This is a genomic window from Thermococcus sp. (assembly GCF_027052235.1).
Taxonomy (GTDB): domain Archaea; phylum Methanobacteriota_B; class Thermococci; order Thermococcales; family Thermococcaceae; genus Thermococcus.
This window is the reverse complement of the sequence record NZ_JALUFF010000027.1, coordinates 137343-159068: the sequence shown is the minus strand read 5'-3', so window position 1 is coordinate 159068 and position 21726 is coordinate 137343. Positions and strand designations below refer to the sequence as shown.

The window sequence follows — 21726 nt, the reverse complement described above, 5'->3', positions numbered from 1 at the left end:
CCCTGCCGGGGGTTGAGATGGTAAACTTCGGTGAGCTTATACTCAGGAAGTTCCAGAACATTGCAGGTTCGCGCTACGAGGAGATTATCAAGGCCTATCAGGAGTTCTTCCTGACTGAGGAGGAAATGAAGATACCCGTGATATCATCGATTCTCCTCGCAATCGACAGGTTCTCTCCGGAGCCACCCGAGGAACTCTACGAGGTTCTTGTTTCATACCCGAGTGCAATGGTCAGGGTGGTTTACGTCATAGACATGGCTCTCTGCACCCTCATAAGGGAAACGCTAAGCGAGGAAGAAGCGAGAAAGTTCAGGGAGAGGGAGGAAGCCCTCGGAAGGGAAGCCCTTGGGAAGGTCTCAAGAAAGCTTCACGAACTTGGAATGGACTTCACCATAGAGCTAATCTTTGAGGAGAAAGCCCTTTTCGTCGAGGAGAGTGCTAAAGAACACGACCTCCTCGCGATATCGAGGCATTTCGGCTCCGAGAGTCTGAAAACTCACAACATAAGCCCCCTCGTGTTCAGGATAGTTCAGAGGGTTGAGAAGCCTGTCATAGTTTACTGAAACCGGAGGTGATTTCAGTGAACGCTCCAGAAATCATAGCACTCTCCGTGTTCCTCGGGACGTACGCCTTCATAATGACGGAGAAGCTCCACAGGACTGTGGCGGCGATGGTCGGAGCGTCCGTCGTGCTCATAACCAACGTAGTTCCCTGGGAAAAGGTCCCTGAATACCTCGACCTAGACACAATACTGCTCCTGGCGGGAATGATGGTCGTTGTCAACATAGCCAAGGAGAGCGGGCTCTTCGAGTACATAGCCATAAAGACCGCGAAGTTCTCAAAGGGAAACCCGATGCGCGTTCTACTGTTCTTCTCGGTCGTTACGGCAGTCGTCAGCGCCTTCCTCGACAACGTCACTACGGTTCTCCTGCTAACTCCCATGCTTCTCTACATAACCAAGAGGATGGATGTAAACCCGGTTCCCTTCCTCCTCTCCGAGGTGTTTGCGTCCAACATAGGCGGAACGGCAACCCTCATTGGAGACCCGCCGAACATAATGATAGGCTCGGCGGCGGGGTTAAGCTTCAACGAGTTCATAGCGAACATGACGCCGATAGCCTTCCTCGACCTCTTCGTCACAATCGCCGTTATCTACCTCGCCTACAGGGGTGCCATTAAGGTCAGCCCCGGAAGGGAGGAGGCAATAAGGAACATGATAATGGAGATGAACGAAAACGATGCCATAAGGGACAGGAAGCTCTTCAGGAAGTCCCTCATCGTCATTGGACTTGTAATAGTGGGCTTCTTCTTCCACGACAAGCTTGGAGTGGAGCCGGCCGTTATAGCGCTGACCGGTGCCTCAATCCTGCTCCTGTGGTCTGGAGCATCTCCGGAGCAGGCCCTCGAAAAGGTCGAGTGGGCGACCCTGTTCTTCTTCGGGGCCCTCTTCATAATCGTCGGCTCGCTGGTGGAGACAGGGATAATAGACGCAGTCGCCCGCTGGATGACCGGCGTAATCCACACGGAGAGCGAGGCGATATTCACAATAGCATGGTTCTCGGCAGTTTCGAGCGCGGTCGTCGACAACATCCCTCTGACCGCTACGATGATACCCCTGATAAAGGCCATGGGGACAAGCTTCAACACCTACCCCCTCTGGTGGGCGCTCTCCCTCGGAGCTTGCTTAGGTGGCAACGGAACGGCCATTGGAGCGAGCGCCAACGTCGTGGTCATAGGAATAGCATACAGGGAAGGTATAAGGATAACCTTCGGGGACTTCCTGAAGGTCGGTCTAACAGTTATGTCCTCGACCGTGGCAGTCGGGAGCCTGCTCATATGGCTCAGGTATGCTGTGCTGTGAGGTGGTAGCATGAGGATACTCGTACTTATTGACGGCTCGAAGTGGAGTCAAAAAGCGGCTCTCCACGCCTTTGCGGTGGCGAAGCCAAGGAATGCGAAGGTAGTTCTCTTCTCCGTCCTCGACAGGCGGGAGATAAGGGCGATAGCGTTCCACGCGAGCGTGAGGAGCGGTAGCTTGGAGGAAATACAGCGCTTCGAGGAGACCCTGTGGAGGGAGAACAAGAAGGGGGTAAAGGAGCTCCTCACGAGCCTCCTGGAGCTCGGAAGAAAGGAGGGCATCAACTGCTCGTTCAAGATAGCGGAAGGCCCCGCAAAGGACTTAATCCTCCAGGAGGCAAACTCAGGAAAGTATTCCCTCGTCGTCATGGGTGCCTATGGGAAGAGCGGGAAGACGAGGATAGGCTCAATCCTTGAGGATGTGGTCGGCTACATAAAACCGCCGGTGATGATAGTCCGGTGAGCTAACTTTAAAACCCCTCCCTCCTTTTTTTGCCCGGTGATGACATGGAGTTCCTCTACACTTATGATAGCCTTAGACTTGAGTTCCCCCTAACCGAGCCCGAGAAGGCACGCTTCGTAATCATCGGGGTTCCCTTCGACGGGACAACGAGCTACAAGGCTGGAGCTCGCTTCGGACCGACGCTCATAAGGCACGCCACGCTAAACCTTGAGAGTTACATCCTCGACTACGACATCGACCTCACAGAGGTGCCGATTGCCGACATCGGGGACATCGCAGTTGTTGCCGGAGACCCAAGGAGAACTGCCGACAGGGTTCGGGAGACCCTAGAGGAGCTCAAGATGAAGAATCCGGGGGCGGTTCCAGTACTCCTCGGAGGGGAGCACTCTCAAACTCTTGGAGCTGTTGAGGCCCTAAGGCCAAAAAGCTACGTGGTCTTCGATGCTCACCTCGATTTAAGGGATTCCTATGAGGACAACCCCTACAGCCACGCCTGCGTTGCGAGGAGGATAAGCGAGCTCGGCGTCGAGGAGGCGATGTTTGGGATAAGGAGCGGTACTAGGGAGGAGGTGAACTACGCCGAGGAGAAGGGGATAAGGTGGGTGCACGCGAGGGACTACAGCTTCGATGCCTTCGTTGACCTCGTTGAAACCCTCCCTGAGCCGGTCTACCTCTCGGTGGACATCGACGTCTTCGACCTTTCCCTTGTCCCCTCCACAGGGACCCCGGAGGCCGGGGGTCTGGACTTCTGGGACGTTGTAAGGGCAGTTGAGTGGCTCACGGAGAACAAGAGGGTTGCCGGGCTTGACATTATGGAGGTCGCCGGTGAGAGGCTCGGAGACCCCACAGCTTTAACCGCCGCAAAGCTACTTTTCTACTCCATAGGGGCAATGGCAAGGAAGTGACTCCCAAATTCCCACCTTTTTTCCCAAAACCTGAAAAAGAGTTAGTACAATGTTCTAAAACTCTCCCCGGTGCACAATCTTCCTCACAAAATCTTAAATACCAAGGAGAGGCATTTTTTTCAGGGTGAGGAGTATGGACATAGGGGAAGCCCTCGAAACCTTCCACTCGATGAAGATTAAGGACCTCATGCCAAAGCCAGAGAGGATGCCCGTTGTTGAGAAAGACGCCGAGGTCATCAACGTCCTCAAGATACTCAGGACGAGACACCACGTCTGGGTCGTTGAGGACAGGGAGAGCATGAAGCTGGTGGGTGTCATCAGGTATCTCGACGTCATAGATATCCTCCTTCCGCCGGAGGCCCACAGGTTCAGGCTCGGCATGACAGGAAGAACCATGAAGTCCCTCCTCGGAGGTGCGACTAAGGCCGGAGACGTTGCCGAGAGAAATCCCCTCACGATAGAGGAGGACGCCACGGTGCTCGATGCACTCATGAAGATGAGGAAATACAGGATGCAGGTTCTGGCTGTCGTTGAGGGGGAGAAGCTCGTCGGTGAGGTCAGCCTCAGGATACTGATAGACGAACTCCTAAGACTGATGAAGGTGGGTGGTGCCCAATGGAAACTGTGACGTGGCTTCTTGCAACGATAGGCATCGCCCTCATTCTGGCTAAAATAGGGGACAGCATGATAGAGCGCTTCGAGCTCCCCGGCGTCCTCGGAGAGCTGATAATGGGAATGATCCTCGGAAACCTCGTCTACTTCGGCATAGTCTCTCCCCAGTACCTACCGATAGTCACCGGACAGGGCTTTACCACCGATATAACCCAGATATCTGAGTTTCTGGCAAAACTCGGCATAATCTTCCTGCTCTTTCTGGGTGCCCTCGATACCGATATCGAACAGCTCAAGAAGACCGGCGTTACCGCGACGGTCTCAACTGTTTTGGGAGTCTTCGTTCCGCTGATTATGGCCTGGTTCGCGCTTATGGCCATGGGCTACCCCAGCAGGGAGGCCTTCGCGGGGGGAGTCCTCCTCACCGCCACAAGTATAGGCCTCACCGTTCGCGTCATGATGGACCTCGGTGTGCTCAAGAGCGAGGTTGGAGCGGCTTCGCTGAGTGCAAGCGTCATGGACGACTTCCTCGGCATAGCCCTCGTCATCTTCGCCGTCGGAACAGGGGGTCTTCTCAACCTGACGGTCAAGATAGTGGCGTTTTTCATCATCACGGGTGTAATCTGGTGGTACCTCGTTGACTACTACATCAAATTCGCCGAAAGGCTTCACGTTGAGAAAGGTATTCTAGGGATGGCCCTTGGAATGATGTTCCTCTTCGCGGCTTTGGCCGAGGGCTGGTTTGCTGCTGCCATCGAAGGAGCCTTCATGATGGGTCTAGTCCTCTCAAAGCTCCCCGAAGGAAAGCGCCTCATGGACGATGTAAGAGCTATAGGCTACGGCCTGCTGATACCGTTCTTCTTCGTCCACACCGGGGCCATGCTCAACCTCACGGTCTTCGAGCACAGGAACGCCCTCGTCCTCGCGACCGTGATGAGCCTAATAGCGGTGGTAGGAAAGATAATAGGAAGGGGCTTTGGAGCGTGGATAACGGCATGGGGTAGGGGAAGGGACTTCCTCTTCACGAGGGAGAACTTCTGGATGTCCCTCCAGATGGGCATAGGCTCAGTTCCTAGGACTGAGGTGGCTTTGGTAGACCTGATGGTCGCCATACAGGGTGGGGCGATTCCGGCGAAAGACGCCCCCGAGTTCATAGCGGCGACGCTGATATTCATAACGGTCTCCGTCCTGATAACTCCACCGCTCCTCAAGTGGGCCTTCAAGGTGGAGATAGAGAAGGCAAAGAGGGAAAGGGCGGAGAAAAAGATAAGGCAAGTCCAAGAGACAAAGGAGAAGATAAAGGAACTCAAGGGGCGCTGAGCCCCTCTTTCTTCATCCGAAGAAGGCCCCCATCATGTCCATCTGCTCGTCGCTCATGCTTTTTATTTTGAACTCCGGCATCTCTGGAATCAGCTTTTCGTATTCTTCCTTCGTTATCTCCTTGGCTTCCCCGTTCTCGACGAGGTAGAAAATCCCGTAGTCCGGGTCGCGATAGGCAACGAGGAACCTCTCAACCTCGATGTCGTCGAAGTTCACGAAGATGACGTTTCCCCCAGTGTAGGGTTTCCTGCACTTGAAGGGGAAGCTTGAGGAGTTGAGCATTGCATCCCCAAGGACCTGGTTCGCCCTCTCGCCGTTTATCTCGGTCCAGAACTTCCTCCCCTCGAAGTCGCCTTCAACGACTATCAAGAACCTCTGGCCGTCTAGCTCAATCACCGGAGCGCCTTTTTCGGCCAGTATCTTGAACAGCTCGCCGATTGTTTCAGCGTTCCTAAGCGAGGCAACGAATCCTTCAACCTTCATAGCGTTCACCGCTATCCATTGAAAGGCCGGGTATAAAAGCTTAAGTATTCCCCACCATAGCTAATCGGGGAAACCACTTTGGCCTGGGAAAAGCACTACGTCAGAAAATGGACTGAAGTCCTCGTCTTCTCCTTCCTAGCAGGCCTAATCGGTGGGCTTGGGGCCGTGGTTTTCAGGTTCCTCATAGCGGTCATCCACGGGTTCTTCTTTGGTAAGCTCCTGCCCCTCGTAACTCTCCAAATTGGAGGCTTTAACCTCGGCTACATCCTTCTTCCCGCAACCGGAGCCCTCATCGTCGGCTTCATAGTCCTGTGGTATCCCGAAATCAAGGGCAACGGTATCCCAGAGGTGATAGAGGCGGTCATCTTCAAGGGAGGGAACATCCCCGGGAGCTTTACCATAGCCAAGATAGTGGCGACCTCGATAACGATAGGCTCCGGCGGGAGCGCGGGCAGGGAGGGGCCGATAGGCTTCATCGGGGCTTCCTTAACGTCACTCTTCGCCAAGTGGTTCGGCCTCTCAAGGGAGATGAAGAAGCTCCTCGTCACCTGCGGTTTGGCCGCTGGAATAGCGGGAACCTTCAACACCCCCTTAGCCGGGGCGATGTTCGCCCTGGAAGTTGTTTACATGGGAGCTTTCTCGATAAACCTCGTCCCGATATTTCTCTCGGCTATAACCGGCAACGCCGTAACTCTGGCGCTCCTCAAAAGGGCCTTTGAGGTTGAGATACCGGCCAACCTCGGGCACACCCTTGTGGAGCTCCCGTTCTTCTTTCTCCTCGGGACAATCCTCGGCGTTCTCGCGGCTTTCTACGCCCGCTTTCTCTACGATGTCTTCGACAGGTTCTCGGCTTCGAGGATTCCGGAATGGGCCAAGCCTTTCCTCGGCGGACTGGGAGTTGGTCTAATAGGCTTTCTCCTTCCCGGCTACGGCGTCTTTGGAATAGGCTATGAAGGCATGAGACTGGCCTTCTACGGAAAGCTCGGGATAGGTCTTCTCTTAACTTTGGCACTCGCCAAGATGCTGGCGACTGCCCTGACGATAGGCTCGGGCCAGAGCGGTGGAATCTTTGCGCCGAGCCTCTACATAGGGACAATGTTTGGGGCGTCTTTTGGTGAAATGCTAAACCTTCTCCTCCCGTCCCTCCACGTTAATCCAACGGTTTACGCTCTGGCGGGAATGGCAGCTTTCTTCAGCGGGATGACGCAGGCACCGATAACCCAGATTCTCATGGTGACGGAGCTTACGAAGAGCTACGCTGTTTTACCCGCCGTCATGACCTCCGCGACCATGGGCTTCCTGAGTGCGAGGCTATTCCTGAGGGGCGATTCAGTTTACACCATGAAGCTCACGAGGAAGGGCTACCACATAAAGACCGGGAAGCCGGTCATCCTTGAGACCATCTCGGTAGGAGAGATAATGACCAAAAACCCTGTTTATGTCACCGCTGACATGACGCTCTTTGAGGTGGAGCACCTGATAGCTGAAACCGGCCATGACTGCTTCCCGGTTGTTAACGAGAGGATGGAGGTCATTGGAGTCATCGGCGTCAAGGACATCCTCAAGAGAGCCAGCTCGATGAAGAGGCTTAAGGTCAGGCGCTTCCTCAAGAGGGCCTATGGGGTTACCTATCCAACCGAGACTGCTCAAGATGCCCTCGAAAAGCTGATGGCCTACGACCAGAACCTCCTGCCCGTCCTAGAGAGTCCGGAGAGCAGAAAGCTCGTGGGCGTGGTTACCAAAAGGGACATATACCGCGCCTACTACCGCGGACTGGAGGGCATGTACATAGAATGAGGTGGTTCCATGCAGGTTGATGCTGACCTTCACATTCACTCCCGCTACTCCAAAGCGGTTTCAAGGGCCATGACGATTCCCAACTTGGCTGAAAACGCGCGCTTCAAGGGTCTTGGCTTGGTGGGAACAGGAGACATACTGAACCCAAAGTGGGAGAGTGAGCTCCTCAAATACACCGAAAGAGTTGACGAGGGGACCTACGAGAGAAACGAAATCAGGTTTCTCCTCACGACGGAGGTTGAAGACAGAAGAAGGGTTCACCACGTCTTAATTTTTCCAGACATAGAAACCGTCCGCGAGATGCGGGAAAGGCTGATGCCCTATTCGAGCGATATTGAGACGGAAGGAAGGCCACACCTGAGCCTCTCAGCTGGAGAGATAGCAGACTTAGCGAACGAGCTAGACGTCCTGATAGGCCCGGCCCACGCCTTCACTCCATGGACGAGCCTTTACAAGGAATACGACTCCCTGAAAGAAGCCTACGGCAACGCAAAAATCCACTTCCTTGAGCTTGGCCTTTCAGCTGACTCCGAGATGGCCGACAAAATCAAAGCTCACCACAGGCTCACCTACCTCAGCAACAGCGACGCCCACTCACCGATGCCCCACCGGTTGGGCAGGGAGTTCAACCGCTTTGAGGTGGAGGATACAACCTTTGAAGAAATCAGGAAGGCGATCCTGAAGCGCGGTGGGAGGAAGATAGTGCTCAACGCGGGTCTCGATCCTCGTTTGGGTAAGTACCACCTGACGGCCTGCTCCCGTTGCCACACGAAGTACAGCCTTGAGGAGGCAAAGGCCTTCCACTGGAAGTGTCCAAAGTGTGGAGGCAGGATAAAGAAGGGCGTAAGGGACAGAATCCTTGAGCTTGCCGATACTGACGAGAGGCCGAAGGACAGGCCCCCATACATACACCTCGCCCCCCTCGCGGAGATAATAGCGATGGTGATCGGAAAGGGCGTTGAGACGAAGGCGGTGAGGATTGTATGGGAGCGCTTTTTGCGGGAGTTCGGGAGCGAGATAAGGGTTCTCGTTGACGTTCCGGTCGAGGCTCTGGCAGGTGTTCACGAGGAGGTTGCAAAGGCTATCTGGGCTTACAGGAACGAAAAGCTGATAATCATCCCCGGCGGTGGCGGAAAATACGGGGAGATAAGACTGCCCGAGGAAATCAGAAAAGCAAGCATCGACGAGCTGGAGAGCGTTGAGGTCGAGCTTCCGGAGGAAGAAAGACCAAAACAGAGGAGCATAACGGACTTCTTGGGAGCTAAGTAGAGTTGCCGGATATGAGTGGCAAAATTTGACAAAAGTTGCTGGATATAATTGGCAAGATTTTTAAGAAGTTGCCTGTTAAAATTAGCAAGGTGTGGGGAATGGGGGTAGTCAGGGAGGTCGTGGAGGACTATCTTGAGGTTGAGGTGGAGGGGGTTGAGAGGGAGCTTGAGGTTCCTCTTCCCAGGGTTCCGAGGGCCATAGCAATAACAGGCCCCAGGAGGGCCGGGAAGAGCTTCTACATGCTCCAGAAGTTTAAGCGCTTGCTTTCTCGAATTCCTGCCCTTTATCTGCCTCTTGATGACGACAGGCTCTATCCTCCAACCCTCGACACCCTCAGGGAGTTCCTTGAGGTATTCCACGAAACTTACGGCGAGGGAAGGGGCGTTCTTTTCCTGGATGAAGTTCAGGAAGTCCAAAACTGGGAGCTCTTCATCAAGAGAGCCATCTCGCTTGGCCATACGGTTTTTGTATCGGGTTCCTCCTCAAAGCTCCTCAGCAGGGAAATCGCGACCCAGCTCAGGGGGAGGGGAGTCTCCTTCGAGCTCTATCCCTTTTCCTTCAGAGAGTTCTTGAGGGCCAGATCCTTCGAACCGAGCGAGTCCCTTCCAAGGAAAGCCAGAACCAAGGCCCTTCTCGAAGAGTACCTCAGGTGGGGAGGTTTTCCCGAGGTAGTTCTTGAGGACTCGGAGCTTTTGAAGAGAAAGACCCTCGAAGGATACGTTGATCTGATACTTTATCGGGACGTTGTCGAGCGCTTCGGCGTTAAGAACACGAGGGCACTTAGGCTTTTGCTCAGGTTAATCGGGTCATCCTTTGGCAGGGAGTTCTCAATAAACAGGACGGCCAGGTACATGAGGGGAATGGGAGTTGAAGCCAACAGGAACACCCTCTCGGCCTACCTTGAGCACCTTGAGGACGCCTACATGGTTGTAAGGGTAAGAAAACTTGCACCTCCCAGGGAGAGCGAGAAGGCCCTGCCCAAGGTCTATCTCATCGACACTGGCCTCGCGAGGGTCTTTAAGGAAAACCTGGAACTGGGAAGACTAATGGAATCAGCGGTTCTAACTGAACTTCTCCGTAGGGGGGTTAAGCCCTACTACCTCAAAACCCAGAAGTTTGAGGTTGATTTCGTGATCAGGGAGGGGGATTCCCACAGGCTGATTCAGGTAACGCGCTCTCCGGAGGGGGAGACATTAGAGAGGGAAATCAAAGCCCTTAGAGAGGCCTCAAAGCTTATTCCCGTTCACGAGAAGACCTTGATAACCTGGGACGATGAGGGAGAAATCGAGGGCGTGAGGCTAACGCCCCTATGGCGGTGGCTTTTGGGGGTGAAACCTTGAGGGAATCGGAAATAATCGAGCTGTTCCTCAAACACCTTAAAAGACAGGGAGATCTGCCTCTCGGCGACGATGCTGGAGCTATTAGGCTCGGCAATGAATGGCTCATAGCTACAAACGATATGCTCGTCAGGAAAACCGACGTTCCAGATATGATGACTCCCGAGCAGGTCGGCTTCAAGGCGGTGACGATGAACGTGAGCGACGTTGCCGCGATGGGTGCTAGGCCGATAGGTTTCCTCTTCTCCCTCGGCGTTCCCCGGGATGTGGGGAGGGACTACCTTGAAGGAATCGCTGAGGGAATTGAGAGGGCCCTTGAGTTCTATGACGTTCCTGTTTTGAGCGCCGATACGAACGAGGCAGACGACCTGATAATAGACGGCGTTGCCCTCGGAGTTACAGAAAGGTTGCTCACCCGCTCGGAGGCAACGCCCGGTGACCTGGTATGCGTTACCGGGGATTTAGGGAGGGCCTTAGCGGGCTACCTCGTCTGGAGGGAAGGCCTTGAAGTGCCCGAGAAGACTCGTAAGGCACTCTACGAGAAGTTTCTTGAGCCCAGGGCAAGGGTGAGAGAAGGGACGAAGCTCAGCGGAATAGCCAGTTCTGCCATAGACGTGAGCGATGGCCTGGCTAAGGAACTCCACCTCCTGGCAGGGATGAGCGGTGTTAGAATAGAGCTCAGCTCTGAAAGCCTTCCGATAAGGGAAGAAGTCCTTGAGGTTGCCGGGCTTCTCGGGAGGAACCCCGTTGAGCTGGCCCTTTCGAGCGGGGAGGAGTTCGAGCTCGTCTTTACAGTCGAGCCGGAGAGGGTACCAAGCTTGGACTTCGACTTCTCGGTCATCGGGAGGGTCGTTGAGGGTGAGGGCGTTTACCTCGATGGCAAGCCGCTGCCTCCCCTGGGGTGGGAGCATTTCAATAGAAGGTTGTTCCGATAACGTTTTAAAACCCCCTCCGGTAGTAACCGCCGGAGCGGGAAGAAATGGAGAGCCTCAGGATAGCGCTGGCCTCGGATTGGTTCTATCCAAAAGTCGGCGGGATAGAGGCCCATATGGACGAACTGGCCCGAAACCTGCTTAAGGCGGGTCATGAGCCCTACGTGATAACCCACGACTACCGCTACATGCAACCATACGACGGGGGGTTTCCGTACCCTATAAAGAGGTTCCCGGCCACGTTCTACATAAGGAGATACCACATAAGCCTCAGCCCGACCCAGCTCATCAGGATAAACGAGTTCTACAAGAGCGTTACCTTCGACATAACCCACATCCACAGCATATACTCCCCCCTCGCGATAGCTGTAGCCAACGTCTCTAGGGGGGTAAGGGACATACCCGTGGTCGCGACCAACCACTCGTTCTTCGGAAACCCCCCGATGGCCAGCTTTTTTAGATGGGAACTAAGGAGAAGCCTGAAGAGGGTTGACCACTTCATAGCCGTCAGCACGCCGGTTGCGAGGGACACGGCGGAGCTCATAGGTGACCTCAGGAAGGAGAGGCCGATAACGGTCATCCCCAACGGGATAGACACAGAGACCTGGAGACCCCCGGAAGAGGAGGAGCGCATGAGGGCGAGGGAGAAGCTTGGAGTTGGGGATGAGATAGTGCTCTTCTACGTCGGCCGGATGACCGGGAGAAAGATGGCCCACAGGTTGCCCTTCGTCATAAAACGAGCCCTTGAGCTGGCCGGGATGGAGAAGGACAGGGTCCGCTTCGTGGCAGTTGGTGAGGGCGATAAAAGGCCCGAATTTGAGGAAAACCTGAGAAAGACAGGAATCGGCGAGATAACCTCGCTCTTCGGCTTTCTCCCCCGGAAGAGGTTGAAGGAGTTTTACTGGGCCTCGGACATAGTCCTAATGCCCGGCATCCTTGAGGCCTTTCCGGTGGTCGGGCTTGAGGCGATGGCCTCGGGAAGACCCATAGTAGGCAGGAGGGAGAGCGGTCTCTCGGATATGGTGATCGACGGTCTCACGGGATACCTCGCCCGGAGCGAGGAAGAACTGGCCGAGAGGCTTGCCCTCTTGCTTGAGGACTACGAGCTCGTCGAAAAGATGGGCATCGCCGGAAGGGAGAGGGCCGAGAGGTGCTTCTCCTGGGAAAACATTCTTAAGAGAATCCTCCGCGTTTACAAAAATACCCTAGATAGGGCCGAAGAGTTCGACAGAAAGTATTTACTCTACAGGTTATCGAGGGAGCTGGGATGATCGTGGCAATAACCTTTGACGTCGAACACGACTGCCCCCCTTACCTGACTACCACGAGGGGCATGGAGGAAGGCCTCCCGAGGATACTCGACCTCCTTGAGGAAAAGCGTGTGAAGGCGACCTTCTTCTTTACAGCTGAGATGGCGAAGCGCTTCCCCCACCTTGTGAAGAGAGTAATTGACGAGGGACACGAGCTCGGAAGCCACAACTACAACCACGAGAGGCTGGACAGGCTGAGTAAGGATGAGGGATCAAAGGTCATCGAGAAATCCCTCAGAGTCCTAAGGGAGTTTGGAGATGTTACTTCCTTCCGGGCCCCCAACCTCCAGTTCCCGGATTACTACTATCGTGTCCTTGAGCGGAACGGTGTTCTCGTCGACTCCTCCAAGGCAACCTACAAGGGCTACCGCTCCGGGGTGAGGTTCTTCGGGGAGGTTCTTGAGGTGCCGGCTTCCACGACTAGCTCCGTAATAAGGCTCCCCTGGAGACTTCAAAAGATAATCCACCCCCGGCTGAAAGAACCAAGGGTTTACTTTGCCCATCCCTGGGAGTTCGTGTCAATGCAGAAGGAGAAAATAAGGTGGGACTGCAAATTCAACACCGGCGATAAGGCCCTTGAGCTCCTCGGAAGGCTCATAGACTACTACAAAGGAAGGGCAAGGTTCATGGAGATGTCCGAGTTCTACTCAAAATACCAAAAGCTTAAACGCTGGGCTTCGAACTCAGAGCGGTGGGAGACATGAGGGAGGCGATGTGGTGGGAACCACTTGGAGACGGGGGGGTTCGCTGTAAGCTCTGTCCCCTTAACTGCATCATCAACGAAGGTAAGAGGGGCTCCTGCAGGGTCAGGAAGAATATAGGAGGGAAGCTCTACACCCTCAACTACGGCAAAGTTTCGGCCGTGGGTGCCGACCCAGTTGAGAAAAAGCCCCTCTTTCACTTCTGGCCGGGTTCGTGTGCGTTCTCGATAAGCACCGTTGGATGCAACATGCACTGCAAACACTGCCAGAACTGGGAGATAAGCCAGGCCGACGAGAGCTTTCCCTACCTCCACGACATGACGCCCGAGATGGTTGTAAGAATGGCGAAGCGCTACGGCTGTGAGAGCATAGCCTACACCTATAACGAGCCGGTAATCTGGTACGAGTTCGTGCTCGAAACAGCGAAGCTCGCCAGGAAGGAGGGCCTTTACAACCTTCTCATAACCAACGGCTACATCAACGAGGAGCCCTTCAGGGAGTTGGCCCCTTACATAGACGCCATGAACATAGACATAAAGGCCTTCGATGACAAGTTTTACATGAAGATAGCCAGCGTCCCCAGCGGTGAGCCGAGCAGGAGAACAGCGGTGATAGCCAAGAAGGAATTCGGAATCCACGTCGAGCTGACCTACCTCATAATCCCGACGCTCAACGATAGGGAGGAAGAGATCCGCGCCTTCGCCCGCTGGGTTCTGGAGAACCTCGGGGACGACACTCCGGTTCACTTCTCGCGCTTCTTCCCCCACTACAAGCTGATGCACCTTCCACCAACACCCCTTGAGACCATGGACATGGCCTACAGGGTCGCTAAGGAGGAGGGTCTCAAGTTCGTTTACATAGGCAACGTGCCAGGTCATCCGGGCGAGAACACCTACTGCCCGGGATGCGGAAGACCCGTGATAGTCCGCTGGGGCTTTGAGATAACCGAGTACCATGTTACTCCTGAGGGGAAATGCGAGTACTGCGGTGAGGAAATACCGATAGTGGGCACCTACCTGAAAAAGCGCTATAGTGGAATGTGGTGGTAAAAATGGAAAAGATTGAGGCTATTTTTTACATCGAGGGCCTTTCCAACGACAAGAAAGCTTTGGAAAACGCCCTGGAGGAGATAAAGAAGGAACTCCAGAGGGAGAAGCTCGTGGAAGTTGAGGACATCCACGTTGAGGACATCATAGAGGCCGAGAACGAGCTCCTCAAGTACTCAGGAGTCGTTGAGGCGAGGGTTTCAGGTGGTTTTCAGGAGATGGTAAAGGCCGTCCTGAAGTATGGCCCGGCCATTGTTGAGGTCGTCTCCCCCGGGAAAATTGAGATAAAGGGAGAAGACCTAGCAAAAACCCTTGGTGAAGTCTCTCTCGTCATGGGGAAGCTCATGAACAGGTACGGTAGCCTCGTTGCCTATCCCGACCTCTCCGAGATGCCAATGCCCAGGATAGGCTACTCAAGGGACGAAATAGAGGAGCTCATAACGGACGACAGGAACATACGCTACCGCTTCGTTATAGAGGTCACGGGAAAGGACGAGGAGGGCGTTAAGGAGGTCATGGCCAAGGCCTTCACGCTTGAGGGGTGCAGGATAAACAGCCTTATTCTGAAGGGTGAAACGACCGAAAAAGGGTTTAAGGGCCTCCTAGCTGCGGAACTCCTTTCCACATTTGACGTTCTGTTCCAGCTTACAGCCAAATACGCTCCAGTGGCTATTTCCATCGTCGAGCCAGAGATAATCGATGTAACCGCCAACGAGCTTCAGAACTCACTTACCGACCTAGGCGGTTTCGTCAACGAACTGGTCACCAGACCCCTCAGGAAGAGGCTACTCCCCCAAGGATAATATCGGCAAAAGGCGAATTTGGTATAGGCATTTAATTAAGCCCCCTTTAATTTTTACGGCAATAAGCGAGCTTTTTTCGGCCCGAGAAAGGGTCTGAAAGCGAAAAGTATATATACCCTTTGGGAACAGAAGGATAATGACAACACTTAGAGAGGGCTTTAGCCCAACAACCCAAGGAGGTGTTGTGAAATGAAGGTGAAGAAGATCGCGGCACTCGCAGTTGGTGCCGCAATGGTTGGCGCAACCATCGGCTTTGCCAGTGCTACCACCGTTCCGAACATCCCGAAGAGCTTCTTCGTTAACAACGACGGAACCCCGAACGTTAAAATCGTCGTCGGCAGCAACGCTGCCGCCATGGACGTTGCCAGCGCCGCCGATATAGCCGTTGCCCTTGGAAGCCTGCTCTACACCACCGAGCAGGTTGAGGCCCAGAACGCCTACGTTAAAGTTAAGGAGGTTATACCCCCGGCCAACGCCGCTACCTGGACGATTTACGCTTACAACTACACCACCATCACCCAGGACCACGGGATAAACAACATCACCAGCTGGGCAACCAGCTACGACGAGCTTCCCGACAACTACTGGTGGAACGGAGCCGCTTACACCGCCAACTACACCCAGTGGGAGGACAGCTTCAGCGTCCCGGTCACCCTCAAAGGCAAGGACAGCGTTGGAAAGTACAGCGTTGACTGGCACATAAACATAAACAAGGTCGAGCTCAAGTCCATCGACCCCAAGCCCAAGAACTGGACCAAGGCCGCTCCGCCCAAGAAGGCCGACCTCGTCGTTCCCGCTGGCAAGCTGAGCATCTTCGTTGACTACGTCCTCTACAACTACAGCTACACCGAGACCGAGAAGCAGACCCTTGGTGAACCCGAGTGGGGTACCAAGACCGTCACCAAGACCGTCACCAAGACGGCAATCGGTGACAAGGAAGAGGTCAACGCCATGGGTGGAACCATAAACAAGGTCGTCCTTCCGGGCGTTGGAGCCGGTGACGACTTCACGGTCTTCGGCCAGAGCTACCACGTCTACGAGGTCGGCGACGGAAGCTTCACCGTCGGTTACGTTGACCCCAAGGACCCCGACTGGTTCAAGCTCCACGAGTCAAGGATTATCGGCGACAGGTGGAACGTCACCGTCCAGGACATAAGCCTCAGCCAGGACACCGCCATAGTCCTCGTTACCGACACCACAAACGGCCAGCAGGTTACCGCCCTGCTCAACAAGGACACACCGGTCTACATCTACTACGACAACAGCGGGCAGCTCGTTTGGGGCACTAGCCAGGTCTCAGAGGCCGGAATTATGCTCGACCTCAAGAGCACCTTCGTCGGTATCGACAACACCATCATGGCGAGCATCTACTACGTCTATGACATTGAGAAGTACACAAGCGCCAACTTCCACCCGGCCGCTGGCTGGAACGCCACCATCAGCACCTACCAGAGCAGCGGTGTTTACTACATCGCCAACATAACCCTTATCAACAACAAGGAGCTTGAGGGCAACCCGATTGACATCTTCGGTGCCTACAACCTCATGTACAAGTACGTGCAGAAGGGCTACGATGAGTACTACAACCCGGCCGCTGATGACTTCGTGAAGGCACCCAAGAACAAGAAGTTCATCGTTGCATACGCCTACATCTGCCTCAAGGAGAAGGAGGGCAAGGTCATCGAGAAGGAGCTCAAGGTCGGCGACACCCTGCCGGACAGCGACTACACCGTCGAGGCTATCTACGCGGACAACATTGTAATCAAGCCCGTCACCGAGCCGATAACCGTCATGGACTTCGAGGTTGACGTCAACAACCCAGGCAGCAACCTCATCCTCGTCGGTGGCCCGGTTGCCAACAGCGTCACCAAGTACCTCGTCGACGAGGGCAAGAGCAAGGTTGACTGGTACAACAGCCCAGGCGACGTCGAGTACATCCCGGACGCCTTCGGAAGCTACGGAGCCGTCATCGTCGCCGGTGCCACCAGGAACGAGACCAGGGTCGCAGCCGAGGCCCTCATGCAGTATCTCGCCGAGCTCGCCAAGGAGTGAGCTCCTTTCTTACCCTTTCCTTAACATTTTCTCACTTCTTGGGAGGTTTTAGGGGTGGACAGGAGGGTTCTAGCGTTAACTATAATCGTGCTGATTGTTCTGGCACCTATCGGTTACGTTGCCTACGCATACAGCAACTTTGGCTCGGTTATTAACCCCGGAAAACCCAAGGGAACGTCAAACTACGTCGTTATCTACCACCAAGGCCAGTTCTACGTTCTAACCCCTGAGGACTACGCCAGTGAACTTGCCGGCGGGAAAAAGCTGCCACCCGGTTCAAAGGTCTTCAACGTTACTCTGAAGAGCTACATCACCGGCAGTCCGGAAGTTGACCTCAACCTCACTTTGAGGAGCTTCTACGACCGCTTTACGATAGTCATTGGTGCTCCTTCCGTTCAGGAGTGTAAGAGCAATCCCCAGGCTTATCCAGGAGACTGCCGGATGAGAACCGTTGTGGCAACCGAAGTCTCTGCCCTAACCTCGGCAATATTCTCAGCGAACTACTACATAAAGGCAAAGGGCATGGGCTACGACAACGCGAGCGCGAGGCAGTATGCCTACCAGCAGACCCAGATAAGACACCACATAGCCTACCTCAGCTTCATTACCAAGCTCGACATCGGTAGGGGTAGCCTAGGGAACGAGAAGAACCTCGCGGTCCTGCTCATAGGACCCGCCGAGGGTGCTAAGTGCAACTGCATCTTTGCACCCAGGAGAGGGCTCCTCGTAATCGAGGGAACAAGCGACGAGACACTAAGGGCCGAGGTCGTTCTGATAGAGAACATCATCGGCTTCAGGTGGCCACAGGGGAACAACACGGAAACCGTTCAGATTACAGGGTAATCCGTCCCTCAAGTATTTCCCTTTTATCCTCCCCGACTAGTGAGAAGAACTCCTCCTCACCCCTGAAAGGCCTTTGAGCAAGAATCTTAACGGCCCTCTTCTTCCCTATGCCCGGGATCAGCTGGAGAACCTTGGGGCTCTCGCGGTTCACGTTTATCGGAACCGGAATCCCGGTTATGCTCCTGAAGCCGTGATCCACTATCAGGACGTCGTAAAAGCGGTTCAGGGGGACTTCCTTTGGGATGCCGACGATGAGGGGGTAGCTCCCTATCTGCCTGCCGTAGGTGAGGCCGCTGTCAAAGACCTCAGCCCGGACGTCCCTTAGGACAGTCCCAACCGGAACGACGCGCCTGAGCATCGGCAAATCAATCTCGTGCCTTATCCTGTACTTGTAGTGCTGGATTAAGCGTTTGTGCTTCTCGGTCTTGACCTTCTCACGCATGTGCCAGAGCGGTGTCCCCGGAAATACGACTACCTGGCGGATATTTATGCGCCTCACCATCAGGCCATCGTCGAGCAACCTTTTAAGGAACTGGAAGGTCAGTTCGTAGCTCTTCTTCGTCTCGCCCGGGAGGCCGAAGATGATGTTTATACCCGGCAGAAGCCAGGGCATGCCGTTGTAGCCTCTCTTCCCGCCGACCTCGTTGAGTATCTTCACCGCCTCGTAGGTTTCCTCGGCCGTTGCGTTCAGGTTGTTGAGTCTAGCAACCTTCGGGTCGGCGCTCTCAAGACCGAAGGCGACAACGTTTCCGGGAGTGCCGTACTTGATGAGGGTCTTGGCTATTCTCACGCTCTCCTCGGGGTAGTTCGCTATGACAGCTGGATTCGCGTTGTCCACGTGGAGGGTTTTGACGTGGGGAGCGACGGAGCGTATCCCGGAGAAAAGCTTTTCTACCGCCTCCGGGTTGGGGATTGGGACGCGTCCATTAGGCTTTGCCATGTACGAGAAGATACAGCTCTGCCGTCCAACCCTGAAGTGTCTAACGCCAAGGTCATAGAGGGCCTTCACCTCGGCAATAACGTCCTCAACCGGCCTGTCCTCAACCTTCCGATAGCGGACGGGCTCGGTGCAGAAGGAGCAGCCACCTATTCCCATAGCTTTTGGACAGCCACGCTGGGTTTCAATCTCGACTATGACGAAGTCGGGATAATCGGGAAACTGCTTCACCACTTCCGCCCCAATAATTGCATAATCCCTTAATTCGTTATAATCCCTGAACTGGAAGGGCTCGGCGTCCTTTGGGTTGCTGAAGTAGTCGAAGAGGAACGCCTCAAGGTCGCCGTAAACGACGTGATCGAAAACGGAATTAGCTAAAGATAGCTCGCGCGAGGTTATCTTTGTCCCACCGGCGTGAGCAGAGCCCATGAAGGCCGGTCCGCCGAGTATCTTTTCAGCTTTGTAGTTCTTTATGAACCTCGCTATCTCCTCGACCTGAGAGGGAACTGCCGAGAGGTACTTACCCGGCGTGTGGAGGCCGCCGATGTAGATTATTACATCAGCCTTTTCGAGTATTTCTCGGGTCTTCGGGAAGTTCGGCGTCTTGTTCTTCGTGGCGATTCCTTTCTCTCCTTCAAAGGTTGCCCTGAGGTCGTCTATGGTGAGGTAAAAAACGCTCGCATCCTTCCGAGCCTTCTTTATCGCCCCGTAAGCGTATCGCGGATAAATCCCGAGGTAAGGGGGAACGCCTAACCCCGCTGGTTCATCAGTGTAGCCGTCGATGATGGCAACTATCATGTTCCAATCTCGCGGATTTCAGTTTAAAAATATGGCGAACTCATAGAATGCCCCTATCCCTGAGGTAGAACTGTATTTCAAGGACATCCTCCGGGGACAGCTGAAAAACCCTCTTCCCTGCGAGTGGAACGGAGTTCAGCGCATCCTTTAGGGATTTGGCCTCTCTCCTCCCAAGGCCGAGCATATGGGCCGACTTCTTAAGGGCAGAGCTGACGGTGCTTCTCCTGTGCTGGAAAAGTGCCCTGACAAGGTTTTCGTCCAGCTCGATCCTTTCGGAGGGTGGCTTGGGCTCCAGAATGACGACGGCAGAGTCAACTTTAGGTCTCGGCCAGAAGGCGCCCTTTCCAATGCGCTCGACCAGCTCGGCGTTGGCCTTTGCCCTGAGCATGAGGGAAAGCCGGGAGTAGTTCCTGTCCCCGGGTTCTGCAACCATTCTCTGGGCGAACTCCAGCTGGTATATCAGGACAGCCCTCTCGAAATCCCGCTTGAGCAGCTTAAACGTCACCGGAGAGGAAATCTGATAGGGAAGGTTGGAGACCATCTTGTTGAAGGGTGGCCACTCAACCCTGAGAGCATCCCCCCGGATGAGCTCCACGTTGGGCCACCCATACTCGTTCTTTAGAATCTCAACCAGCCGAGGGTCTTTTTCTATCGCATACACCTTTCCGGCACGCTTTGAGAGAGCATCGGTGAGAACGCCGAGGCCGGGCCCAATCTCAAGAATGGTGTCGCTCTCTTTTATCTCGGCCCTTTCGATGTTTCTCTCTATTATCTCGGGCACTATGAGAAAGTTCTGGCCGAGGTCCCTGCTGGGCCTGAGGTTATATTTGTAAATAAGGGAGAAGAGCCTATCCCTCATCCCCTGAAAATCCTCCTGTGTCCAACGAAGAGCTTGTAACGGTCTTTGCCTTGGAGTTCATCAACTATGCGTTTTGCTATCATCTTTACCGGATCAGGAAGGCCCTTGACGCGCTTTCTCAGGTCTTCAAAGCTCTTAAAGGGTTCTCTCTGGCGCTCCTCGATTATCTCCCACATGTGCTTCTTTCCTATGCCGGGCAGAAGCTCAAGGCTGTGGAGTCTGTTGGTTATAGGGGGAGCAACGTTGAAGAACTGGATGAAGCGCTCCTCGTTGTTCTTAACTATTTCCTCAACAACGTAGGGGAGCTCGGCCTTGGCCGTGTCGGTGAGTTCGTCGTAGGAGAGCTTCTTATTTATGAGGAGTACCTTGTCCCTGTTTCCCTTACCGACGAAGACTCTCTCGTAGAGCATGAGGTCAACCTTTGGAGTAACTTCGAGGAGTGTGAAGGCCTTCTCTCCGATGACCTGGGCCACGGGCTTCCCTGTCCTGCGACCACTCATCAGGTCAACGTAATAGCCCTCAGGAAGGTAGTCAAGAACGTAGGCGTATTCCTCGTACTCAACGTTTCTCCTCTTTTTCTCAATGCTTTCACGGTAGGAGTGCCTCCTGTACCTATCCATACTCTCTCCCCCAGAAACTATTCTGGTCTGAAGTTTTTATACTTTCCTCAAGAAAAGAAGAAATCAATCGAGGGGCCGGTACTCGTCGAGAAGCTTTATTATCTCCTCGGCCTCCTCTTTGCTTGGCATGTGCTCCTCTTTCGCAAAGATTACCCTGATGTCAAAGTAGTCCTCGGGCATTATGTCCACTATCTTTGCCGCGAGCCTTTCGTCGAGCCACTCAAAGAGGCCAGCCAGCCTCTCCTTAAGCTCCCTAGCCTTCTCGGGCGGGAGCTTTGAGAACTTCTCCGCGTGTTCAAGGCTTATCCTTGCCTCATAAAACATGGGCTCCTCCGGGTTCTCCACCATTCCCTCGGCTCTCCTGCGCTCGAGGAGCTCCTTGGCCTCCGCTATTGTGATGAACCTCTCCTCGAGCTTCTTTCTGCCTATCATGGTCATCCCTTCTGAGGCCTGAGATGAACCGGGTGGATGAAGAACGTCTTGACCTTCCCGCCGTCCTTAATCTCCACCACGTAAGCGTCTCCGCGCTTCCCAACGACCGTCCCGGTTCTTCCATGGAACCTTGGGTCCGGCATTCCCTTGTGGTAGCTGGGCTCTATGACTATGTGAACCTTCTGACCGACCTCAAACTCCTGGAGGAACCTAGTGAGCGGCGGCAGGCCTCTCCTCCTTGGACTCTTGCTGAGCTTCCCGCGCGTCTTCCTCCTAAAGCTGTGGGCTTTCTGAACCATACCAATCACCTCTCAGGGTTTCAACACCAACCAAACGTGGACTCCAAACTT

At 54.4% G+C, this 21726-nt stretch carries 22 protein-coding genes; 16 read left to right on the top strand and 6 right to left on the bottom strand.

Annotation, left to right across the window (positions count from 1 at the left end; all coding sequences use genetic code 11):
* The first annotated feature begins 17 nt into the window (after positions 1-17).
* The 6 genes from MVC73_RS03325 to MVC73_RS03300 all read left to right on the top strand — a co-directional run bounded on the left by MVC73_RS03325 (position 18) and on the right by MVC73_RS03300 (position 5157).
* Positions 18-563, top strand: a complete 546-nt coding sequence (locus MVC73_RS03325) for a universal stress protein (protein WP_297506827.1) — start codon at positions 18-20, stop codon at positions 561-563.
* A 17-nt stretch (positions 564-580) separates the two neighbouring features.
* Positions 581-1861 carry an ArsB/NhaD family transporter gene (locus MVC73_RS03320; RefSeq protein ID WP_297506825.1) on the top strand — a complete coding sequence of 427 codons (1281 nt, stop codon included), beginning with the start codon at positions 581-583 and terminating at the stop codon, positions 1859-1861.
* A gap of 9 nt (positions 1862-1870) precedes the next feature.
* Positions 1871-2320, top strand: coding sequence for a universal stress protein (locus MVC73_RS03315; RefSeq protein ID WP_297506823.1), 450 nt, complete (start codon positions 1871-1873; stop codon positions 2318-2320).
* A gap of 44 nt (positions 2321-2364) precedes the next feature.
* Positions 2365-3225: an agmatinase gene (gene speB / locus MVC73_RS03310; protein ID WP_297506821.1), complete on the top strand. Its 861-nt coding sequence runs from the start codon at positions 2365-2367 to the stop codon at positions 3223-3225.
* 133 nt (positions 3226-3358) lie between these two features.
* Positions 3359-3853 (top strand): CBS domain-containing protein, encoded by a 495-nt coding sequence (locus MVC73_RS03305; protein WP_297506910.1) that lies wholly within the window; start codon positions 3359-3361, stop codon positions 3851-3853.
* Positions 3841-5157, top strand: coding sequence for a cation:proton antiporter (locus MVC73_RS03300; RefSeq protein ID WP_297506819.1), 1317 nt, complete (start codon positions 3841-3843; stop codon positions 5155-5157). The genes MVC73_RS03305 and MVC73_RS03300 overlap by 13 nt, the downstream gene beginning before the upstream one ends.
* Before the next feature lie 12 nt (positions 5158-5169).
* Here MVC73_RS03300 and MVC73_RS03295 read toward each other — a convergent pair whose 3' ends face one another.
* Positions 5170-5640: a hypothetical protein gene (locus MVC73_RS03295; protein WP_297506908.1), complete on the bottom strand. Its 471-nt coding sequence runs from the start codon at positions 5638-5640 to the stop codon at positions 5170-5172.
* A gap of 78 nt (positions 5641-5718) precedes the next feature.
* Between MVC73_RS03295 and MVC73_RS03290 the strand changes: the two genes are divergently transcribed.
* The 10 genes from MVC73_RS03290 (at position 5719) to MVC73_RS03245 (ending at position 17730) form a co-directional block, all read left to right on the top strand.
* The gene (locus MVC73_RS03290; protein ID WP_297506817.1) at positions 5719-7437 is read left to right on the top strand and encodes a chloride channel protein; all 1719 of its coding nucleotides are present in this window, start codon (positions 5719-5721) and stop codon (positions 7435-7437) included.
* Positions 7438-7446: 9 nt separating this feature from the next.
* On the top strand, positions 7447-8706 hold the full coding sequence (locus MVC73_RS03285) for a TIGR00375 family protein (protein ID WP_297506815.1): 1260 nt from the start codon (positions 7447-7449) through the stop codon (positions 8704-8706).
* Between the two features lie 98 nt (positions 8707-8804).
* Positions 8805-10046 (top strand): ATP-binding protein, encoded by a 1242-nt coding sequence (locus tag MVC73_RS03280; RefSeq protein WP_297506813.1) that lies wholly within the window; start codon positions 8805-8807, stop codon positions 10044-10046.
* Positions 10043-10978, top strand: coding sequence for a thiamine-phosphate kinase (locus MVC73_RS03275; protein WP_297506811.1), 936 nt, complete (start codon positions 10043-10045; stop codon positions 10976-10978). Before MVC73_RS03280 ends, MVC73_RS03275 begins: the two co-directional genes overlap by 4 nt.
* A 44-nt stretch (positions 10979-11022) precedes the next feature.
* On the top strand, positions 11023-12246 hold the full coding sequence (locus MVC73_RS03270) for a glycosyltransferase family 4 protein (protein WP_297506809.1): 1224 nt from the start codon (positions 11023-11025) through the stop codon (positions 12244-12246).
* Positions 12243-12989, top strand: a complete 747-nt coding sequence (locus MVC73_RS03265) for a polysaccharide deacetylase family protein (RefSeq protein ID WP_297506807.1) — start codon at positions 12243-12245, stop codon at positions 12987-12989. The genes MVC73_RS03270 and MVC73_RS03265 overlap by 4 nt, the downstream gene beginning before the upstream one ends.
* Positions 12986-14035 (top strand): AmmeMemoRadiSam system radical SAM enzyme, encoded by a 1050-nt coding sequence (amrS, locus tag MVC73_RS03260; RefSeq protein WP_297506906.1) that lies wholly within the window; start codon positions 12986-12988, stop codon positions 14033-14035. The genes MVC73_RS03265 and amrS overlap by 4 nt, the downstream gene beginning before the upstream one ends.
* Before the next feature lie 2 nt (positions 14036-14037).
* Positions 14038-14835: a hypothetical protein gene (locus tag MVC73_RS03255; RefSeq protein WP_297506805.1), complete on the top strand. Its 798-nt coding sequence runs from the start codon at positions 14038-14040 to the stop codon at positions 14833-14835.
* Positions 14836-15024: 189 nt separating this feature from the next.
* Positions 15025-16887, top strand: a complete 1863-nt coding sequence (locus MVC73_RS03250; RefSeq protein ID WP_297506803.1) for an S-layer protein — start codon at positions 15025-15027, stop codon at positions 16885-16887.
* A gap of 54 nt (positions 16888-16941) precedes the next feature.
* The gene (locus MVC73_RS03245; RefSeq protein WP_297506801.1) at positions 16942-17730 is read left to right on the top strand and encodes a hypothetical protein; all 789 of its coding nucleotides are present in this window, start codon (positions 16942-16944) and stop codon (positions 17728-17730) included.
* Here the strand turns inward: MVC73_RS03245 and MVC73_RS03240 are convergent.
* From MVC73_RS03240 to MVC73_RS03220, 5 genes are all read right to left on the bottom strand, one after another.
* Entirely contained in the window at positions 17720-19465 is a 1746-nt protein-coding gene (locus MVC73_RS03240) for a radical SAM protein (protein WP_297506799.1), read from the bottom strand. The genes MVC73_RS03245 and MVC73_RS03240 overlap by 11 nt on opposite strands.
* Positions 19466-19505: 40 nt before the next feature.
* Positions 19506-20324: a 16S rRNA (adenine(1518)-N(6)/adenine(1519)-N(6))-dimethyltransferase RsmA gene (gene rsmA, locus MVC73_RS03235; RefSeq protein ID WP_297506797.1), complete on the bottom strand. Its 819-nt coding sequence runs from the start codon at positions 20322-20324 to the stop codon at positions 19506-19508.
* Positions 20321-20944 carry a DUF655 domain-containing protein gene (locus MVC73_RS03230; protein WP_297506795.1) on the bottom strand — a complete coding sequence of 208 codons (624 nt, stop codon included), beginning with the start codon at positions 20942-20944 and terminating at the stop codon, positions 20321-20323. The genes rsmA and MVC73_RS03230 overlap by 4 nt, the downstream gene beginning before the upstream one ends.
* Before the next feature lie 63 nt (positions 20945-21007).
* Entirely contained in the window at positions 21008-21376 is a 369-nt protein-coding gene (locus tag MVC73_RS03225) for an RNA polymerase Rpb4 family protein (protein WP_297506904.1), read from the bottom strand.
* A 2-nt stretch (positions 21377-21378) separates the two neighbouring features.
* Positions 21379-21675: a 50S ribosomal protein L21e gene (locus tag MVC73_RS03220; protein WP_297506793.1), complete on the bottom strand. Its 297-nt coding sequence runs from the start codon at positions 21673-21675 to the stop codon at positions 21379-21381.
* Between the last annotated feature and the right edge of the window lie 51 nt (positions 21676-21726).

What these genes read in the sequence shown, in the direction of transcription:
- MVC73_RS03325 (WP_297506827.1), top strand. Translation starts at nt 18, where the DNA reads ATGGTAAACTTCGGTGAGCTTATACTCAGGAAGTTCCAGAACATTGCA.
- MVC73_RS03315 (WP_297506823.1), top strand. Translation starts at nt 1,871, where the DNA reads ATGAGGATACTCGTACTTATTGACGGCTCGAAGTGGAGTCAAAAAGCG.
- speB (WP_297506821.1), top strand. Translation starts at nt 2,365, where the DNA reads ATGGAGTTCCTCTACACTTATGATAGCCTTAGACTTGAGTTCCCCCTA.
- MVC73_RS03305 (WP_297506910.1), top strand. Translation starts at nt 3,359, where the DNA reads ATGGACATAGGGGAAGCCCTCGAAACCTTCCACTCGATGAAGATTAAG.
- MVC73_RS03300 (WP_297506819.1), top strand. Translation starts at nt 3,841, where the DNA reads ATGGAAACTGTGACGTGGCTTCTTGCAACGATAGGCATCGCCCTCATT.
- MVC73_RS03295 (WP_297506908.1), bottom strand. Translation starts at nt 5,640, where the DNA reads ATGAAGGTTGAAGGATTCGTTGCCTCGCTTAGGAACGCTGAAACAATC.
- MVC73_RS03285 (WP_297506815.1), top strand. Translation starts at nt 7,447, where the DNA reads ATGCAGGTTGATGCTGACCTTCACATTCACTCCCGCTACTCCAAAGCG.
- MVC73_RS03280 (WP_297506813.1), top strand. Translation starts at nt 8,805, where the DNA reads ATGGGGGTAGTCAGGGAGGTCGTGGAGGACTATCTTGAGGTTGAGGTG.
- MVC73_RS03270 (WP_297506809.1), top strand. Translation starts at nt 11,023, where the DNA reads ATGGAGAGCCTCAGGATAGCGCTGGCCTCGGATTGGTTCTATCCAAAA.
- MVC73_RS03265 (WP_297506807.1), top strand. Translation starts at nt 12,243, where the DNA reads ATGATCGTGGCAATAACCTTTGACGTCGAACACGACTGCCCCCCTTAC.
- amrS (WP_297506906.1), top strand. Translation starts at nt 12,986, where the DNA reads ATGAGGGAGGCGATGTGGTGGGAACCACTTGGAGACGGGGGGGTTCGC.
- MVC73_RS03255 (WP_297506805.1), top strand. Translation starts at nt 14,038, where the DNA reads ATGGAAAAGATTGAGGCTATTTTTTACATCGAGGGCCTTTCCAACGAC.
- MVC73_RS03250 (WP_297506803.1), top strand. Translation starts at nt 15,025, where the DNA reads ATGAAGGTGAAGAAGATCGCGGCACTCGCAGTTGGTGCCGCAATGGTT.
- MVC73_RS03240 (WP_297506799.1), bottom strand. Translation starts at nt 19,465, where the DNA reads ATGATAGTTGCCATCATCGACGGCTACACTGATGAACCAGCGGGGTTA.
- rsmA (WP_297506797.1), bottom strand. Translation starts at nt 20,324, where the DNA reads ATGAGGGATAGGCTCTTCTCCCTTATTTACAAATATAACCTCAGGCCC.
- MVC73_RS03230 (WP_297506795.1), bottom strand. Translation starts at nt 20,944, where the DNA reads ATGGATAGGTACAGGAGGCACTCCTACCGTGAAAGCATTGAGAAAAAG.
- MVC73_RS03225 (WP_297506904.1), bottom strand. Translation starts at nt 21,376, where the DNA reads ATGATAGGCAGAAAGAAGCTCGAGGAGAGGTTCATCACAATAGCGGAG.
- MVC73_RS03220 (WP_297506793.1), bottom strand. Translation starts at nt 21,675, where the DNA reads ATGGTTCAGAAAGCCCACAGCTTTAGGAGGAAGACGCGCGGGAAGCTC.